The sequence below is a fragment of the Leptolyngbya boryana PCC 6306 genome, assembly GCF_000353285.1.
GTDB classification, from domain to species: Bacteria; Cyanobacteriota; Cyanobacteriia; order Leptolyngbyales; family Leptolyngbyaceae; genus Leptolyngbya; species Leptolyngbya boryana.
This window is the reverse complement of record NZ_KB731326.1, coordinates 233178-248013: the sequence shown is the minus strand read 5'-3', so window position 1 is coordinate 248013 and position 14836 is coordinate 233178. Positions and strand designations below refer to the sequence as shown.

At 45.9% G+C, this 14836-nt stretch carries 15 protein-coding genes and 1 pseudogene; 11 read left to right on the top strand and 5 right to left on the bottom strand.

Annotation, left to right across the window (positions count from 1 at the left end; genetic code table 11):
- Positions 1 to 81: 81 nt before the first annotated feature.
- Positions 82 to 1062 (bottom strand): IS110 family RNA-guided transposase, encoded by a 981-nt coding sequence (locus tag LEPBO_RS0134450; protein ID WP_017292147.1) that lies wholly within the window; start codon positions 1060 to 1062, stop codon positions 82 to 84.
- 307 nt (positions 1063 to 1369) lie between these two features.
- Here LEPBO_RS0134450 and LEPBO_RS42040 point away from each other — a divergent pair.
- The 7 genes and pseudogenes from LEPBO_RS42040 to LEPBO_RS45185 all read left to right on the top strand — a co-directional run bounded on the left by LEPBO_RS42040 (position 1370) and on the right by LEPBO_RS45185 (position 5381).
- Positions 1370 to 2079, top strand: a pseudogene (locus tag LEPBO_RS42040) (IS1 family transposase).
- Entirely contained in the window at positions 2051 to 2317 is a 267-nt protein-coding gene (locus tag LEPBO_RS42705; RefSeq protein ID WP_017292144.1) for a hypothetical protein, read from the top strand. The pseudogene LEPBO_RS42040 and the gene LEPBO_RS42705 overlap by 29 nt, the downstream one beginning before the upstream one ends.
- Positions 2295 to 2723 (top strand): DUF3037 domain-containing protein, encoded by a 429-nt coding sequence (locus LEPBO_RS0134435; RefSeq protein WP_017292143.1) that lies wholly within the window; start codon positions 2295 to 2297, stop codon positions 2721 to 2723. Before LEPBO_RS42705 ends, LEPBO_RS0134435 begins: the two co-directional genes overlap by 23 nt.
- 229 nt (positions 2724 to 2952) lie before the next feature.
- On the top strand, positions 2953 to 3387 hold the full coding sequence (locus tag LEPBO_RS0134430) for an EamA family transporter (protein WP_017292141.1): 435 nt from the start codon (positions 2953 to 2955) through the stop codon (positions 3385 to 3387).
- A gap of 314 nt (positions 3388 to 3701) precedes the next feature.
- The gene (locus tag LEPBO_RS0134425) at positions 3702 to 4193 is read left to right on the top strand and encodes a universal stress protein (protein WP_026149138.1); all 492 of its coding nucleotides are present in this window, start codon (positions 3702 to 3704) and stop codon (positions 4191 to 4193) included.
- A gap of 115 nt (positions 4194 to 4308) precedes the next feature.
- Entirely contained in the window at positions 4309 to 4662 is a 354-nt protein-coding gene (locus LEPBO_RS40665) for a hypothetical protein (RefSeq protein WP_017292139.1), read from the top strand.
- A gap of 302 nt (positions 4663 to 4964) precedes the next feature.
- Positions 4965 to 5381: a helix-turn-helix domain-containing protein gene (locus tag LEPBO_RS45185; protein ID WP_017292138.1), complete on the top strand. Its 417-nt coding sequence runs from the start codon at positions 4965 to 4967 to the stop codon at positions 5379 to 5381.
- 109 nt (positions 5382 to 5490) lie between these two features.
- Here the strand turns inward: LEPBO_RS45185 and LEPBO_RS42035 are convergent.
- Positions 5491 to 6365 (bottom strand): IS630 family transposase gene (locus LEPBO_RS42035; protein WP_144056473.1). Its coding sequence is split into 2 segments (ribosomal slippage): positions 5491 to 6036 and positions 6039 to 6365, totalling 873 coding nucleotides; the frame shifts between segments, so codons are not numbered across the junction.
- 92 nt (positions 6366 to 6457) lie between these two features.
- Between LEPBO_RS42035 and LEPBO_RS39445 the strand changes: the two genes are divergently transcribed.
- Both LEPBO_RS39445 and LEPBO_RS0134400 read left to right on the top strand, forming a co-directional pair.
- Positions 6458 to 6841: a hypothetical protein gene (locus LEPBO_RS39445; RefSeq protein ID WP_017292136.1), complete on the top strand. Its 384-nt coding sequence runs from the start codon at positions 6458 to 6460 to the stop codon at positions 6839 to 6841.
- A 108-nt stretch (positions 6842 to 6949) separates the two neighbouring features.
- Positions 6950 to 7786, top strand: coding sequence for a sulfite exporter TauE/SafE family protein (locus LEPBO_RS0134400; RefSeq protein WP_017292135.1), 837 nt, complete (start codon positions 6950 to 6952; stop codon positions 7784 to 7786).
- Positions 7787 to 7853: 67 nt separating this feature from the next.
- On the opposite strand, the gene LEPBO_RS0134395 is transcribed toward LEPBO_RS0134400, so the two are convergent.
- From LEPBO_RS0134395 to LEPBO_RS0134385, 3 genes are all read right to left on the bottom strand, one after another.
- On the bottom strand, positions 7854 to 8498 hold the full coding sequence (locus LEPBO_RS0134395) for a MarC family protein (protein ID WP_017292134.1): 645 nt from the start codon (positions 8496 to 8498) through the stop codon (positions 7854 to 7856).
- A gap of 91 nt (positions 8499 to 8589) precedes the next feature.
- On the bottom strand, positions 8590 to 8856 hold the full coding sequence (locus tag LEPBO_RS0134390) for a hypothetical protein (RefSeq protein ID WP_017292133.1): 267 nt from the start codon (positions 8854 to 8856) through the stop codon (positions 8590 to 8592).
- A gap of 117 nt (positions 8857 to 8973) precedes the next feature.
- Positions 8974 to 9528: an HdeD family acid-resistance protein gene (locus LEPBO_RS0134385; protein ID WP_017292132.1), complete on the bottom strand. Its 555-nt coding sequence runs from the start codon at positions 9526 to 9528 to the stop codon at positions 8974 to 8976.
- Positions 9529 to 9773: 245 nt separating this feature from the next.
- Between LEPBO_RS0134385 and LEPBO_RS39440 the strand changes: the two genes are divergently transcribed.
- Together LEPBO_RS39440 and LEPBO_RS0134375 are read left to right on the top strand one after the other, a co-directional pair.
- The gene (locus tag LEPBO_RS39440) at positions 9774 to 13019 is read left to right on the top strand and encodes an ATP-binding protein (protein WP_017292131.1); all 3246 of its coding nucleotides are present in this window, start codon (positions 9774 to 9776) and stop codon (positions 13017 to 13019) included.
- Positions 13020 to 13063: 44 nt separating this feature from the next.
- Complete coding sequence (locus tag LEPBO_RS0134375) at positions 13064 to 14689, top strand: ISL3 family transposase (protein ID WP_026149134.1); 1626 nt, start codon at positions 13064 to 13066, stop codon at positions 14687 to 14689.
- Positions 14690 to 14836 lie beyond the last annotated feature (147 nt).

Genomic DNA, 14836 nt, shown 5'->3' with positions numbered 1-14836 from the left:
AACTAGAATCAAACTGCTGTTGGTGTGATAACTGATGATGAGGTTGATTGAGCAGCTACTATGAAGATACTGTGTTGGAAGTCAAGTCTCAGCGATTGCAAAATTGGGGTTAAAAGGACATTCTGATTTCAGCACACCGTAAGCCAGATGTAGAAGTTTCCGCATGGCAGTTCCAATCACCTGTTTCTTGGCTTTGCCTTTAGCTAAGAGACGTTCACAAAAGGCAGCAATCAGGGGATTGAATCGCTTTGCTGCCATCGCCGGAAGATATAATGCCTTTCGCAATCGAGCATTGCCAACTTTAGATAAGCAAGGTTTACCTTGCACTGAAGACCCACTCGTTCGTTCTCGTGGCGTTAACCCTGCATAAGCCGCTAACTGGCGTGGGGAGTCAAACAAACTCCAATGCACAATCTCAGAGAGTAGAATAGCAGCCGTATGTTCCCCGATGCCAGGAATGGACACTAGCAAATCCCGCTGTTGTTTTAACCCTGAGTGTTGGTTGAAGTGGTCTTTGATCTGCTGCTTGATTGACTCAATATCTTGTTCTAAATAGTCAATATGTGCTTGAATTGATTTTCGTAACTTTGGTGTTGCTGTTTCTAATCGATTTCGTTCTTGCACGACCATTTGCTGTAATGCTTCTAATCGCCGGAGCAACATTTGCAATTGCTTCACTTCAGGCGCAGCGGGATGCCACGGCTCGGGTTGTAGCGCCATGCAAAACCGCAGGATTAATTGGGCATCTGCTTTATCGGTCTTGGTTCTCAATAACTCACTCATGACGAATCCTTTGATGCGAGCTAGATTGATGATGCTCACCGTGTGCCCTTGCTCGTGCAAAAATTCTGCTACGCCTTCTCCATAGGTACTGGTCGCTTCTAAACAGGCGTGAACCGTGCTTGCTCCTTGTTGCTTCAACCATTGCTGCAACTGCTCAAACCCGCTCACATCGTTCTTCAACACTTTCAGCTTCGGCTTATTCTTTGCTTTGCCTTGCACATATAACGCAACATGGAACTTGCTTTTACTGATATCAATACCCAAATACGACTGACTCATCTCGTCGGAACTCCTCACGATTTGTGCGATGATGCCACAGGTTCTTGGTTATCCTTGTCAATGCAGGTTCAAGTTCGATTGAACTGACCTCTGATACTGTCCAACCTAAGAGCGAACTTGTAGCGAGAAAACCAGGGATCTAATCTTCATACCAGACTGTAAACGTCTCAGCCGTGAACAGATTCACCTGGTTTCTTGAACTGTAAATCAGTTCACTCTCAACATACAAGCCGTGAGCGTGTCGGTAGACCTAAACAAGTAAGGATAGAATGAGAAGCGATGTTTAAGCTTTTCTAGTGTCGCAGCCATGCTTTCTTGTCCAAGTTGCGAGTCAAAACATACAGTCAAAAATGGCAGGATCCATAACGGCAAACAGAACTATCGGTGTCGGGACTGTGGACGATAGTTCGTGCAAGACCCGCAGAACAAACGGATTGACCAGGCGACCAAAGACTTGATTGATAAGCTGCTGTTAGAACGTCTGTCCTTGGCAGGAATTGCGAGAGTGGTCGGGGTTTCTGAGCTATGGTTACAACGCTACGTGAACGCCAAATATGCTGCTGTGCCGCGACAAGTGAGCGTCAGCGCTAAAAAAAGGGGCGATTAACGATCCAGTGCGACGAGTTATGGTCGTTCGTGTCCAACCAAGGGAACAAACAGTGGGTGTGGTTAGCGATGGATGCTAAAACACGCGAGATTGTCGGGGTTCACATTGGAGACTGCTCAGAACGTGCAGCCAAAGCGTTATGGCAATCCTTGCCTTCAGGCTATCGATAATGTGCTGTTTGCTATACCGACTTTTGGTCAGCTTATGCGGCAGGGCTACCCAGCAAACGACATCGGGCAGTAGGTAAGGAAACGGGGTTGACCAATCGAATTGAACGCTTCAACTGCACCTTACGACAAAGACTCTCGCGACTGGTGCGAAAAACGTTGTCGTTCTCCAAGAAGTTGGACAATCACATTGGAGCAATTTGGTATTTTATTCATGACTACAACGCATCCTTATCTGTTTAGGACTACCCAGTTTGCAACTGAGTTAGAAGCAGTAGACTCAAAACTCGCTCAACAACTGACTCCAAGTGTAATTGAAACCATCATCCGTTTGATTCCAGACTCGTGGCTAGTCTCTGATTCTCCCTTCAGCGAGAGCAATTCGCATCGAACAGCGTATATTGAATATCTACTGACCCGATTAGAATTTCGTCATGGTTTCCTAGAGGAGGCAATCCGTGCCCAATCCCTTGCCCTATGATTATGCGATTATTCGAGTCGTGCCCAAGGTGGAGCGCGAAGAATTTGTCAATGTGGGCGTGATTGTCTCGTGTCCGACTCGAAGATTTCTACAGGCGCGGATTGAAGTGGATGAGGCGCGACTATGCGCGATCGATGCCACGCTTGATCTCGAAATGGTGCATCAACATCTCGCCGCCATTTCAATGATTTGTGAGGGTGGGAAAGCTGCTGGTACAATCGGGCAACTGTCGCAACGCGATCGCTTTCACTGGCTGGTTGCGCCTCGCAGTACGATCATTCAAACCTCACGAGTTCACACAGGATTGTGCGAAGACTTGCCTGCTGTTCTGGAACATTTACTGGATAGAATGGTGCATCCATCCAGGACATCCATTGCTTCATCGTTTGGGAGCGGAATGCCATGAATCATAATCGATCGAGAAAATCGAATTAGGCTTTGGACAGCGGATGCAACCGGACGGACCGCGCCGCTATGAATCGGGCAACCTGACGGAGATCGAGGCTAAATACGTCGATGCAAAGCATAGTAATGATAGATTGCCGATGTCACAGGAGATTACCTCGTCAATCGACAAGCAACCCTGTGCAAAAAAAATGTGCCAGGATTGAAACGTTCACAGTATTGTAAAACCAATGGAACTGTTCACCGTTTGGTGGTTTTATGCGCTACTTTCAGCCGTGTTTGCAGCATTGACAACGATTTTTGCGAAAATTGGTGTTACCGAAATTAGCTCGAATTTGGCAACTGCGATTCGGACAGTTGTGATTTTAGTTATCGCTTGGGTAATCGTCATTACTCAAGGTGAAATGCGCCAGCTAGGGTCTGTGTCGAATCGCTCTCTGATCTTTCTAGTACTATCGGGTGCGGCAACAGGATTATCGTGGCTTTTTTACTTTCGAGCTTTGCAAATAGGACAAGCCTCGCTCGTTGCGTCGATCGACAAACTCAGTTCGGTATTCGTGATTCTCTTTGCAGCACTTTTTCTGGATGAGCCTTTCAGCATTTCATCAATCCTAGGCGCGTTGCTAATTATCGCTGGAGCATTATTGATGACTGCTAAAGTTTAGAATCGCGGCTGTGAAGCAAAGATGATCAGTAGGCTGTACTCAAGTTGACATTTAGATTCCAACTTGAGTTAGTAATAATCTTGCCCTTCGAGATGGACTGTTGCCTCAATCACTTGATGGGTTAAAAGAGTCAACTCTGTGTGGACGACATGAGAAAGTCAATTCTCTACATTGAGTTTAGGCAAAAAACAGTAACAGCTAAGGTGCAAGCTTGAAGGTTACTGCTCGGTTCAACATTGAGTTTAGGCAAAAAACAGTAACAGCTAAGGTGCAAGCTTGAAGGTTACTGCTCGGTTCAACTCAGGATGAAAACAATGGAATTTAAACGAATTTTGGTTGCGATTAATCATTCTCTTGTGACTTCTACGGTGTTCGATCGAGCATTGCACTTAGCCAAAAAAGAGCAAGCAAATCTGCTAATCCTGTATTGTCTTGCAGATGTTGCCAGATTTGCTCCTTTAGTAGAATCGGGTGCTACGTTCGGAATCTATCCCAATGATACTGGATTTTCTCTGCCGTTCTATGAAGAAGCGGTGCAGGTAGAGATTCAGCAAGCAAAGGATTGGCTTCAAACATACTACCAAAAAGCGGTAAATCTCAAGATTCCAACTGAATATCAGTATCAGGTTGGCAGTCCAGAGAGAACGATTCGCAATGTCGCTCAACAGTGGGCATCGGATTTGATTATTTTGGGTCGGCAGGATCACTCTGCGATCGCAGAATTGTTCACTGGCAGCACTAGCAACTATGTGATTCATCACGCCAACTGCTCTGTGCTAGTTGTGAAAGATCATAATTTTCCATAATCTTTATTCTCAAGGAAGATTACAGACCGACATTAATCCAAATTGCTAAAGCTTCAAGCTGGTGTTAGCGATTGAGTTTTTAGAGTATTTCAAGCACAAATTTAGGAGATAAATCATGAAATCAATTACACTTTTAGGTCTGTTGGTCTCGGCGCTTATTGCTTACCCTGTCAAAGCGCAGCCTAGTGGCGATCGCGACCTTACTTATAATCTTGCGATCGCACGACCCAGTAGTTCAACTCAAACCAGTCCTGTTGACCTTGCCTTTCTAGCCTACCGAGGATATCTTAAGAACCAGGACAGTGATAGCTATAATGTCCTGGTGACTAGATATATTTCTGGTAGTATCACGTCTAAAAACATTGTTCAAGCTGCAATCAATGACAATCTTGTTTCTGCATCAGCACTCAACGACCGCGGCTATCTGTCAGCGCTGGATGCAACCATTCGCGATTTCGAGATGCGCTAATGCTGGCAATTATAACGATCTCATCTGGTGCAACTCGGTCTAGCTTGAGGTATGTCTCTAACTTCCAACTAGAGTTGAAGTTATACCTCCACTGTGAGTAGGACTGAGGCATCAATCGTCTGACTGTACAAAAGTTTCATCTTCAAGTGGACGACAGGTTAGCGGCAATTACTTATATTGGTTTCAAGCAAGCGCTGAACTGCAAGATGTGTGATTGCTGTTTACAGATTGTATAGCAGTTGCTATTGCCAGAATTCATAGAATTATCTAATTCCAATTAGTAGTTTATTGAGGAACGTGCTATGACACTCATTTCGTTGTGGGTTGAAGATGATGGATGTACAAAATTTCCAACTCAGATTGATTTCCTTGGCGATTCTTCTGTAAATCGCGCCCTGCTCACTGTTGCACAGGAGGTTAATAACCTCCTGCAAAAAGCTTATCCACCTCAAACTGATAACGATGCTTTTGAGACGATCGCAATTCGAGCGATCGAGCCAGAATACATGAAGTTAATTATTGCTGAGCCGTTAACTGCTCGTGAGTTAGAGGTGTTGCAGTTGATTGTGGATGGGTACAACAATCTCACGATCGCTAACAAACTCTACATCACTAAAGGAACTGTGAAAACCCATGTTCGCAGTATTTTTGGAAAGCTTTGTGTCAACGATCGTACTCAAGCAGCAATTTGGGCACTCCGCTCTGGTCTCGTCCACTAATGTACTGATCAAGCTTTTGCTGCAACACTCTCAAAATAGCAGAGGAAACTATGGCACTCTCATAACTATAGCGGTCGTCTGTAAGCTTGCGGCAGGGATAGATATGTGATTAAGCCGTTGCAACTTTGAGAACTGCTTCCATTGCATCCCGCAGCGAGGGAGTTTTGTCTAACCGCTTGCGAATGCGACTTTTGAGCCAAGCCCAGCACTTCTCAATCCGATTGAAGTCAGGAGAATACGGTGGTAGATAGAGTAGCTGACAGCCTGCTGATTCAATGATCTCTGCGACTCGTCCGCCATGATGAAAGGTGGCATTGTCGAGAATCACCACCTGGTTCGGCTGAAGTTGAGGAACTAAGCAGGTTTCGAGCCAAGTTTCAAAGACAGTTCGATTACACGACCCTTCGACAGTGAACGGAGCTTGGAGTTGACGCTCACAGTACGCTGCAATCATGTTGATGCGTCCGCCGCGTCGTCCAGATTTGAGGGCTTCAAATCGCGTTCCCGCTTCACACCAACCATAGCCATAGTCATCGCGTTGATCCATCCCGGCTTCATCAACGTAAACTCGACGTGACGACTCAATCAAAGCAAGCTGCTGCACAAATTCTGAGCGTTTCACCTCATCGCGCTCGCGATAGCCGTAGGTCTTTTTTTACGCGTGAATCCAATTCGAGCTAAAGCCCGTGAAATCGTGCGCGAACTCACGGGGTCGTGCCACAATTCGGCGAGTTCTGCTTGCGTCTTGTCCCCATGTCGTTTCACAAACGCGCGAAAGGCTTCCCAATCGACAATTCGATGGCTGTGTCCCTGCTGATAGCCTTGAATCGCTTGGATGCTTCCTGTTTCTGAGCGCCGTTTCAACCAACGGTCGAGACTATCGCGACTGATGTTGAACATCTGGATCACTTCACTCTTGGGCACACCTCGGTCTATGGCTGCTATAGCTTTTTCTCGTAAATCCTGACTGTATGCTTTTGGCACGATCTCGACCTGACAACTCAACAAGACTAGAGTGCCCACTAAGTCTTATTCGATACCGCAACACTATTGGCGACCGCTATAAAGAGGAAACAATGAAAACACGATTAAATCAATTTGCATTACTGCTGAGTTTTTTGACTTGCAGTTCAGCTTGCCTTACCTTACCTGCCTCGGCTGACTCTACTGCTAGCTTAGTTCTCACTCTGAAGTGTCCAGATGAGTACATTGTGAATATCTGGAAGCGGCGCGGTTCAGGCGAATTACTCTACCGTTCTGTCGGACCTTTGGGCAGTTTAAGTCTAGGTAGAGGGGACATATATAACACTGGCTCTGCTCAAGTCTATAAGTTTAAGAACGGTCTTTATACATACCAAGTTCTTGGAGGTGGAGGCGATCATCAAGGGCAAGGAACGCTGGAAGTCTTTAGGAACGGTCGCTCGATTTTAGCTGAATCTTGTACACGGGAGGGAGGGTGAGCAACATTTGTGCGATCGCAATTCGCATGTTAGAGAACCGTAATTTCCCGGCTTTGAACTGTTGATTTTACTCATCATGCCGTCCCAAACTCTTCTAGGTGATAATTTATGAATAACCTCGAATTCAGCGCGATAGTTTCCATCTCTTCTGTTTTAGCAGGCTTACTAGGTGCTTTGACCGGGCTAGGAGGAGGGGTTATTGTTGTACCACTTTTGGCATTGGGGTTTGGCGTAGATATTCGATATGCGATCGGTGCTGCTTTAGTGTCTGTGATTGCCACCTCTTCAGGGGCGGCGATCGCTTATGTGCGAGAAGGCTATAGCAATATTCGGATTGGGATGTTTCTAGAAGTAGCGACGACGTTTGGAGCCGTAACTGGGGCACTGATTGCAGCGCTCGTTCCGACCAGAGTGATTGCAATTCTATTTGGAGTCGTGCTGTTGGTTTCCACTTATCTGACCAATCGATCGCGTCAAACAAAAGCTACCAATCTTCCTGTTAATCCTCTAGCAGCCCGTTTAAAGCTAGATGGTAGCTATCCAACTCCAGAGGGCGAACAATCCTACCATACTCAAAATGTTCCCGGTGGATTTGCCGTGATGTTGGTCGCAGGAGTGCTTTCTGGATTGCTCGGTATCGGGTCTGGGGCGCTCAAGGTGTTAGCAATGGATCGGGTGATGCAACTGCCGTTTAAAGTCTCGACCACTCCGAGCAATTTCATGATTGGAGTGACAGCCGCTGCCAGTGCTGGAATCTACTTCAGCAGGGGATACATTGATCCGGGGTTGTGTATGCCTGTGTTACTAGGCGTATTAATTGGTGCATGGTGTGGAGCCAAAGTGTTAGCCCGAGCTAAAGTCAATATGCTGCGTCTGATCTTCAGCGTTGCGATTTTAGCGATCGGCATTCAGATGATCTATAACGGCATCACAGGAAAGCTTTAACTATGATGAGAAGGCAGACCAATAGGTTGAAGTTACGATCAATGTCCCAGTTTTGCTGAAAGAGATGCTAGTGAAGTAGAGAGGGGATAGATTGCTGAATAAACGCAACAATACCATCAGCGATTAACTGAACTGCTATTCCTAAAATAAAAAAGCCAAAAACGCGATTCAATGCGCCAACTCCATTCTGTCCCATTCTCTGAATGAGAGGCTCTCCTAACTTAAGCGACAAGTAGAGCGATAGCCCGAATACAACAATTCCGAGTAGACACCCACAATAGGACATCCACCCTTGCGATCGTTCAGAAAAGCTGATGATAACACCGATCGCGCCCGGTCCGCTGACTAATGGAACTGCCATTGGCGTGAAAGAAATGTCCTCTTTATCTACTGCTTCTTGGTGTTCTGCATCGGTTAATCGTTGACGAGATGTGACCATTTCCCAAGCTGTGTGAGCTACGATTAAACCACCCGCAATTTGTAAGATGCCTAAACTGATCCCGAAGAACGAGAGAATGAGCTTTCCGATCAGCAGGAATACGACTAATACCAGCACCACATTGATGGCTGTCTGCCGCGCTTGCTTGGAGCGGTAAGCTTTCGTATCGGTTGCTGTCATGCTATAAAAAATGGGAATTGCCCCGACCGGATTGGCGATCGGGAACAAAGCAATGAAAGTTGCTACCGTAGATGAAAGAAGCTGCTGCAACATGATTTCCAGGGGCAACTTTAGCGATCGAAGCACGTTGAGTTTATTGTATAACTCAAAACTCCTAGACGATCAGAAATAAATAGAGCACAACTCAACGAGTAAGCACAAAAAAGAAGCCAATCAGAACTAAACTTAAAATCAATGCAGATGCGATCGCGTGTTCAACTCTCCGGCTAAAAGCACCAACAATGATAGCCAAGCAGACTACAAGTACGATCGCGGCAGTGTAAAAAAAGGGTTGCCAGCTATGATTGATCAAAGGCTCGGCAGGCAAATCTGGAGAAGGCGATGAAGTTGGACTTACAGAAAGTATTTCACCCGCTTGTATTGAATTGCTAAAGGAGTAAAAGGTATTCATTAGATTCTTGAGTTTGTTCACTGGAGATAGCTAGAATGACTAACTATCTCGCATCGATAAATTGGAGGGTTTCGTCAAGCGTTAAGGTTGTCCACAAAACGTTTGACTCTCAATCTTCTAAGGTAAAGCGCGTTGCTGTCCTGAAGGTAGCGTTAGCATCCAAACACCATCGAACAGCAGATTGACTCCAATCAAAGTTCCAAGCAGCCATGTAGCACTCGCCGGAACATTCGACCAAATGTAAATACCCAAAATAATTCCAATAATGCCGCTCACTAACATCCATCCCCAATTCGGTGAGATTCGACGGGTTTGAAACGCCATCGACACTTGAATGATGCCTTGGACAAAAATCGTGATTCCTAATACTAACGTGAAAGCAAGCACCCCTTCTAGTGGATTCGCCAGCACAAATATTCCCGCTACAAGATACAGAAGACCTAGAATCAGCTTCCAGACGACTTGACCCACCCCTTTGGATTGAAAGGCATAAACGATTTGAGCAATTCCAGCAATGATGAAGACCCAACCAAACACTAAGGTCGAAGCAACAGTAGCAAAGAAGGGAAACGCGATCGCAATCATGCCTAGCACGATCATGAAAATTGCGATCGCGGTTAACCATCCAGAGCGAACCACGGACACCTCTGTTTCTGACTCTGTGACTCTCATGTTAATCTCCTATTGATGAACCTTCTTGGTCTTGATTGTGCCGCATGAAATTGTTTTAACAAGACAAGTTTGTTAAGTTAAACCAGAATTTAAGCAGCTACTCCGTCTGACCATCTGGACTAAAGCAAGCAGAGAAGATAAAATTTCTGTGCCCTCTAATGTTTTCAGGCATTAACCTGATGCCACAACAAGATATGAGATAGCTGTTCGCTCGACCCAAGGCAAAACCTCATCAGGAGATTCAGATGATTGCCCTACCTAGAGTTGCCGTTCAACGCAAAATCTACGAGAGTTCAGCGTCTTTGGTGTATCAGGGCGTTAGAGAAGAGGATGGTCGAGCGATCATTATCAAACTCCTCAAGCAAGATTATCCTTCTCCTCAAGAATTAACGCGCTACAGACAGGAATATGCCATTACTCGCTCTCTAAACCTGGAAGGCATCATCAAAGTTTACAGTCAGCAGGACTATCAGCGGACGCTCGTTATGTTCTTAGAAGACTTCGGCGGCGAGTCCCTAGAACACTGGATGCGGCAGCAACCCGCAATCTTCTGTCCCATGCCCTTAACTACGTTTCTAGAACTGGCGATCGACATAACAAACATTCTAGGCAAAATCCATGCTGCCAATATCATTCACAAGGACATTAATCCCGGCAACATTGTTCTGAATCCCGATACGGGCGTGGTCAAAATCATTGACTTCGGGATTGCTACCCAATTTAGTCGCACGAATCCAAGCTTTAAAAGCCCTCATGTTTTAGAAGGGACACTGGCTTATCTGTCTCCAGAACAAACCGGGCGGATGAATCGATCGCTGGATTACCGTACCGATTTTTACTCGCTGGGTGTGACGTTCTACGAACTGCTAACTGGACAACTGCCGTTTCCCACAATAGACATCCTTGAACTCGTCCATTCTCACATTGCCAAACCGCCTGTTCCACCGCATGAACTGAATGGAACAATTCCTCAACCTATCTCAGATCTGATTCTCAAACTGATGGCGAAGAATGCAGAGGACCGCTATCAGATCGCCTGGGGGATCAAAGCAGATTTGGAACGGTGTGCTGAACAATTAGCAGCAAGCGGTCAAGTGGCTCCCATCCAACTGGGTCTGCAAGATGTCTCGGATCAGTTTCAAATTCCCCAGAAGCTCTATGGACGAGAGACGGAGATTGCCGCATTATTAGCAGCGTTTGAAAGAGTAGCAGGAGAAGATCCGGAGACTCCCACGTCTTCTGAAATGATGTTGGTGTCGGGCTATTCTGGCATTGGTAAATCTGCCTTAGTACAAGAACTCTATACACCGATTACGGCAAGGCGCGGTTACTTTATCTCTGGTAAGTTTGACCAATTTCAGCGCAATATTCCGTACAGCGCGATCGTCGATGCCCTACGAAAATTAGTGCAGCAATTGTTAGGTGAACCTGACGAACGAGTACAAGAGTGGCGATCGCGACTGCTCACAGCTTTGGGAAGCAACGGACAACTGATTATTGATGTCATCCCGGAAGTTGAATTAATTGTGGGCAAGCAGTCGCCCGTGCCAGAAGTTGGATCGACCGAGGCACAAAATCGATTTAACCTTGTCTTTCAAAAGTTCATTCGAGCCTGCTGTTCCGAGGAGCATCCTCTGGTCATTTTTCTAGATGATTTGCAATGGGTAGACTCTGCCACGCTTAAACTGATTGAGTTGATCCTGAGCGATTGGGCGATGCAATTCTTGCTTTTAATTGGAGCCTATCGGGATAACGAAGTTACTCAGGCGCATCCGCTTCTTACAACCGTAGAGAAGCTAAAACAGGAAGGGGTGGCAATCAATCAAATAACATTAGCTCCGCTGGGACTGGAGGCAGTAGCTCAACTAACTGGTGAGACTTTGCACACCTCTACTGAGTCGATCGCACCTTTGGCAGAGTTAGTATGGCGGAAAGCGAATGGCAACCCCTACTTTACGAATGAGTTTCTCAAAACGTTGTATACCGAAAGTCTCATCGTCTTCAACAATAATCAGCAATGCTGGCAGTGGAATGTTGCTCACATTCAAGCCGAAACTATTACCGACAATGTGGTGGAATTAGTGATCAAGAAGCTGAAACAACTTCCGGAGCAAACTCAACAGGTCTTGCGTTTAGCGGCTTGCGTGGGTGCTGAGTTTGATTTAGCAACGCTCTCAGCAATCTGCGAACGATCGGCAGTTAAAATTTTTGCAGAACTGACAACAGTGATTCAGTCGGAGTTGATTCTAACGACCTCAGAGCTAGATGAGAATCTGCTGATTCAGAATTACAGATTTTCGCACGATCGCGTACAGCAAGCTGCCTATGCTTTGATTGATGAGTCACACAAACAAGTTGTTCATCTCCAAATCGGTCGCAATTTACTCGAAAAAACTTCACTAGAGCAACAATCCGATCGGCTGTTCGCTATTGTTGATCATCTTAATCATGGGGTTGAACTGGTCACTACTCAACCAGAACGAACTGAAATTGCCAAATTGAATTTGATAGCAGGTCAGAAGGCAAAGGCAGCAACAGCTTATGAAGCAGCTTTTAAGTATTTCAATACCGGACTGAAACTTCTCGATTCAGAAAGCTGGCAGAGTGAGTATGACCTGACCTTAACGTTGTATTCAGAAGCAGTAGAGGTGGCGTATTTGTGTGGCGACTTTATTGCAATGGAACACTTGGCTTGTGTAGTCCATAACAACGCCAAAACAGTTTTCGATGAAGTTAAAGTTTACGATGTCAAAATTCAAGCAGATGCATCACAGGGTAATCTTAAACAAGCGATTAAGACTGGGCTTATGGTACTCGCTCGTTTAGGTGTGAGATTACCCGAAGAACCCACTCAGTTGGATATTCAAATAGAACTGAAGAAAACCGCTTCACAATTAGCTTCTCAGGAAGTTGCAGAACTCATTAATCTGAGAAGAATGAGCCAACCTGAACCACTAGCAGCGATGTGTATTTTATCTAGCATCACCTCTCTGACATTTATTGCTGCTCCCGATCTGTTCCCGCTGATTTCATTATCAGAAGTGAATTTATCGATCGCCTATGGCAATACCACCTGGTCTGCACAGGGTTATGTCGTTTATGGAATTGTTTTGTGTGGCATAGTCCAAGAAATTGAGACTGGTTATAAATTTGGTAAATTGGCTTTAAGTTTAGCCGAACAAGTCAATGTTAAAGAAATTAAGACTAAGATATTTACTGCATTTGCTGCTTCTGTAATGCATTGGAAAGAGCATCTTAAAGAGACGCTACCAATTTTGCTAGAGAGCTATCAAAGTGCAATGGAAACCGGAAATTTTGAGCATGTGGGCTATTGCGGATTTCACATACCCGAACATTTATATTTTATTGGTCGCGAACTGACAGAGTTGGAACGGGAAATATCAACTTATAGTCAGACTGTTAACCGAGTTAGACAGGAAAGCCCCTCAAATTGGGTTGCAATACTTTGGGATCATGTCAGTTTTTGGTGAATCATTTGCCAAAATAGAAATAGCCCTCTTCACGACATAAGCTGTTGGACTTTTTCAAACAATTCCTGCCTGATCCTGCCAATCTTCACCTTCAGGACTGGGCAATCGATAGTGAAACTGCTCACTTGAGTTTGACCGTTTCCTCCACCCAATCCCAAGCAACTTGTCCGCTTTGCCAACGATCCAGCTCTCGGATTCACAGCCATTATGATCGAACGTTGCAAGATTTGTCTTGTGCCAACTATCGCTTGACACTGCACCTGCAAGTGCGGAAATTCTTCTGCATTCATTCAGACTGCAATCGGCGAATTTTCACGGAACGCTTACCGAGAGTGGCTATGCCGTGGGCACGCTCGACCAAGCGTTTTATTGACCAAATTAGCGCGATTGGCTTGGCATTGGGCGGCTCAGCAGGCAAGCGCCTGAGCCAGAAACTTGGCTATCGCTTCAGCCGCAATACCTTGATTCAGCGTGTCATGCGCTTGCCATTGCCTCAGAGCGGTTTACCCAGGATTCTCGGAGTGGATGACTTTGCTTTTCGCCGGGGACAGCGGTATGGAACAATCTTAGTCGATTTAGAGCGTCATTGTCCGATAGCAATGCTAGAAGATCGTGAAGCGAACACATTAGCAGAGTGGCTGAAAGCGCATCCGGGTGTCGAAGTTCTCTCACGAGACCGCTCGAAGACCTACAAGCAGGGCATGACGCAAGGAGCACCAGAAGCAATTCAGGTAGCAGACCGCTTTCATCTCCTGCAAAACTTGTCTGAAGTACTAGAGCGCTACTTTGCCGGACATCAGGCAGTACTCAAAGCAATCGAAAAGCAATACTACCAGCAGCAACAAGCGAGGGCGAGTGTTGCACGTCAACCAACGGCTTTACAAGCTCAACGGAACGAGCAACGACGTGCCAAGTTTAAGAAAGTCCATCGCCTGCGATCTCAGGGTTATGCAGTGCTAGATATCGCTCATCATCTCGGCATGGGAGAACGCACTGTAGCTCGTTACCTGGCAACGCCGACCTTTCCAGAGTGGCAACCGCAGAAACGGCAGTGCTGGAGCCAGTTGGACAAGTATAAGCCTGAATTGTTACAGCAGTGGAACCGTGGACAACGCAGCACGAAGGAACTGTACAAGCTGATTCAGCAGCAGGGGTATCGAGGCAGCTATCCAACCGTGGCACGTTATACCCACCAACTGAAACAGCAACAGCGATCTCAATTAAGTCAGGAAGAGGGGCGAGGTGCTTGTCCCACTGATCTCAAAGATACGCAACCCCCATTAAGTGCAAGACGCGCTACATGGCTTGTCCTGCGACCAGCCAAACAACTCAATTCAGAAGACCAACAATGGTTAGAGCGATTGAGGCAACACTCAGCACTATCAGGTGCGATTGGATTAGCAGAGAACTTTGCGACCTTGGTACGAGAACGACAGGGAGATCAATTCGATGCTTGGCTTAAATCAGCCGTTGAAAGCTCTGCGGTTGTATTTCAGCGTTTTGCCAAGAGTCTGCAAGAAGACTATGAGGCAGTGAAAGCAGGCATGACCTTGAGTGTGAGTAACGGACAAGTGGAAGGACAAATCAATCGGCTGAAGATGATCAAGCGACAGATGTACGGAAGAGCGGGCTTTGAGCTATTGAGGCGGCGAGTTCTGAGTGCAAGTTGAATGACTTGCATCTTGTTGAAGCAACAGATACAATTATGTAGACTTCCCAGTGAAGCGATTGCTGAAAGACAAAGAAAAGTATTGGATTTTTGTAAGCTGGCAGAAGTGGTCTTGTGATTTATCAAGAGTTAAGAAATTATTCTGCTA

Bases quoted from the DNA above. Each gene is read 5' to 3' on its own strand.
- LEPBO_RS40665 (WP_017292139.1), top strand. From the start codon at position 4,309: ATGAAATCAATTACACTTTTAGGTCTGTTGGTCTCGGCGCTTATTGCT.
- LEPBO_RS39445 (WP_017292136.1), top strand. From the start codon at position 6,458: ATGAAAACACGATTAAATCAATTTGCATTACTGCTGAGTTTTTTGACT.
- LEPBO_RS45185 (WP_017292138.1), top strand. From the start codon at position 4,965: ATGACACTCATTTCGTTGTGGGTTGAAGATGATGGATGTACAAAATTT.
- LEPBO_RS0134385 (WP_017292132.1), bottom strand. From the start codon at position 9,528: ATGAGAGTCACAGAGTCAGAAACAGAGGTGTCCGTGGTTCGCTCTGGA.
- LEPBO_RS0134395 (WP_017292134.1), bottom strand. From the start codon at position 8,498: ATGTTGCAGCAGCTTCTTTCATCTACGGTAGCAACTTTCATTGCTTTG.
- LEPBO_RS0134430 (WP_017292141.1), top strand. From the start codon at position 2,953: ATGGAACTGTTCACCGTTTGGTGGTTTTATGCGCTACTTTCAGCCGTG.
- LEPBO_RS42705 (WP_017292144.1), top strand. From the start codon at position 2,051: ATGACTACAACGCATCCTTATCTGTTTAGGACTACCCAGTTTGCAACT.
- LEPBO_RS39440 (WP_017292131.1), top strand. From the start codon at position 9,774: ATGATTGCCCTACCTAGAGTTGCCGTTCAACGCAAAATCTACGAGAGT.
- LEPBO_RS0134390 (WP_017292133.1), bottom strand. From the start codon at position 8,856: ATGAATACCTTTTACTCCTTTAGCAATTCAATACAAGCGGGTGAAATA.
- LEPBO_RS0134450 (WP_017292147.1), bottom strand. From the start codon at position 1,062: ATGAGTCAGTCGTATTTGGGTATTGATATCAGTAAAAGCAAGTTCCAT.
- LEPBO_RS0134400 (WP_017292135.1), top strand. From the start codon at position 6,950: ATGAATAACCTCGAATTCAGCGCGATAGTTTCCATCTCTTCTGTTTTA.
- LEPBO_RS0134425 (WP_026149138.1), top strand. From the start codon at position 3,702: ATGGAATTTAAACGAATTTTGGTTGCGATTAATCATTCTCTTGTGACT.